3 protein-coding genes are annotated in these 1,772 nt (G+C 43.3%); all 3 read right to left on the bottom strand.

The window, feature by feature from the left end:
* Positions 1-82 precede the first annotated feature (82 nt).
* A complete protein-coding gene (locus ABW391_RS29630) occupies positions 83-250 on the bottom strand; it encodes a DUF8622 domain-containing protein (RefSeq protein ID WP_502916353.1) in 168 nt (55 codons plus the stop codon).
* A gap of 97 nt (positions 251-347) precedes the next feature.
* Positions 348-896, bottom strand: a complete 549-nt coding sequence (locus ABW391_RS26290) for a fasciclin domain-containing protein (protein ID WP_353484884.1) — start codon at positions 894-896, stop codon at positions 348-350.
* A gap of 314 nt (positions 897-1,210) precedes the next feature.
* Positions 1,211-1,582 carry a hypothetical protein gene (locus ABW391_RS26285; RefSeq protein WP_353484883.1) on the bottom strand — a complete coding sequence of 124 codons (372 nt, stop codon included), beginning with the start codon at positions 1,580-1,582 and terminating at the stop codon, positions 1,211-1,213.
* Between the last annotated feature and the right edge of the window lie 190 nt (positions 1,583-1,772).

Raw genomic sequence — 1,772 nt, 5'->3', positions numbered from 1 at the left:
ACATTTTGATCTCAATTTATTGGATTTTATCCATTTTTTTTGCAATGACAAGATCGCTTGTCCAATTATCCAATCATCAGTTTTAATGCCTACTGCCTTTCCAAGTGCCGCCGTAGCGGTAATTCGGTTCACCTTTGGCCTTGTTGCAGCATTCGGTACAAACAAAAATCCAGATTTTGCCTTTTGAAGTTTGGACTCGATAAAGCACCGTCTCTTCTTTCTTACACAAGGCGCAAATTTTGGTTTTCATCCTCCCTTCACGTTTGGTTTACAACATTTCAGAATGACCCACAAAAAAAGACACTCCAAATTAGGAAAGACTTTTTCTGTGGGTTTTTTGTACTTAATTAAGGCAAAAGTACGCCATCAATGACGTGTACAATGCCATTGCCTGCCTCTAGATCAGCCGCTGTAACATTTGCACCATTGATTTTCACCTTACCATCTTTGATGGAAACGGTTAATTCTTTGCCTTGTAAAGTCTTGACTTTTTGACCATCTTTTAGATCAGCCGCTTTCACCGAGCCGGCAACCACGTGGTACGTTAAAATCCCGGTCAAAGCCGCCTTTTTTTCTGGCTTTAGCAAACCTTCTACCGTGCCAGCTGGCAAAGCCGCGAAGGCCGCATTGGTGGGCGCGAACACAGTGAACGGGCCTGCGCCTTGTAGTGTTTCTACCAAACCCGCAGCCGTAACCGCAGCCACAAGTGTAGTGTGATCGGGTGAGCCAACTGCAATGTCTACCACTGTCTTGGGCATCTCCGCTTCAGGGGTGGGTTCTTCCATTGGAGTCTCCGGTGTTTCGGTGACCTTTGGAGCAGGAGCATTAACACAAGAGGTCAAACTGATTGCACCTATTACCGCGATAGTAAAGAGCACTAATAAATTCTTTTGCATGGTTTTAATTTTTTAAAATGGGTTGAATAGGTTCTAACATACGTCATGACTTTAAGTTTTGACCCTAAGCAATAAAAGCACATTTTTTTGACACAGCGTTATCGGTAACCGCACTGGCAGCAACTTTAATGCCAGCAACATGGATAGGAGGAAGCTGTTGAAACAATGAAAAACTTACCCGCGCTCAAGCACAGCCATTGCTGCGTTGTGCCTGAGAATTCTGCTTACCCCACCCACACGAATGGCGCCTGCTCCATTCGCTGGGCGTCGTGCTTGTCATCAAAAAAAGCGCCATAGAGGTAATCGTCTTGCTGTTATTTTTTTGTTGGTGAATAGGCCTTAAAAGTTAAGAATATTCCGATGAGGATGAGGGACAATTCTACACCAAGCGCAGCATTGTCATTTTTAAATTGCGCCTTATACGTTTGAGGGAAAAACATGCGCAATAGCCCTAACAGAATGCCAAGCCAACCAATGACCGTGATGGTAGTTTGCCATCCCCAAACCCAAATGTTGTGCTTGTGCACAATGGCCAGACCAGCGATAAAAAATAGTACCCCAGATAAATAAACAAGAGGGACAATTTGTGTGTCATAAAGCGTTGGATTCCAAGTTTTCAATTCTGATAAGACCATTACAACTAAAGTTGGTCCAACAATGGCTGCAATTGATTTTGATTTATCCATTCAGAAAGATACAACTTTGTGGTGTAGCAGTGAAAAAACCGCAGTTGAAGCCAATTTACTTCAGCTCCTCAATTAGCACAAAATCTAAAAAAGCCAGATTAGCGCCAGCATTGTATTTAAGCGTCAATAAATTTAACCCGGCAACGGGGAAAATCATCTCTCCAACGGTAGCTTGTGTCCAGTAGTGCCA

Origin of the sequence: Haliscomenobacter sp., from assembly GCF_040403615.1 — a bacterium.
Lineage (GTDB): Bacteria > Bacteroidota > Bacteroidia > Chitinophagales > Saprospiraceae > Haliscomenobacter.
The sequence above is the reverse complement of the archived record's forward strand: the minus strand, read 5'-3'. Positions and strand labels throughout refer to the sequence as shown.

Bases quoted from the DNA above. Each gene is read 5' to 3' on its own strand.
- ABW391_RS26290 (WP_353484884.1), bottom strand. From the start codon at position 896: ATGCAAAAGAATTTATTAGTGCTCTTTACTATCGCGGTAATAGGTGCA.
- ABW391_RS26285 (WP_353484883.1), bottom strand. From the start codon at position 1,582: ATGGATAAATCAAAATCAATTGCAGCCATTGTTGGACCAACTTTAGTT.
- ABW391_RS29630 (WP_502916353.1), bottom strand. From the start codon at position 250: ATGAAAACCAAAATTTGCGCCTTGTGTAAGAAAGAAGAGACGGTGCTT.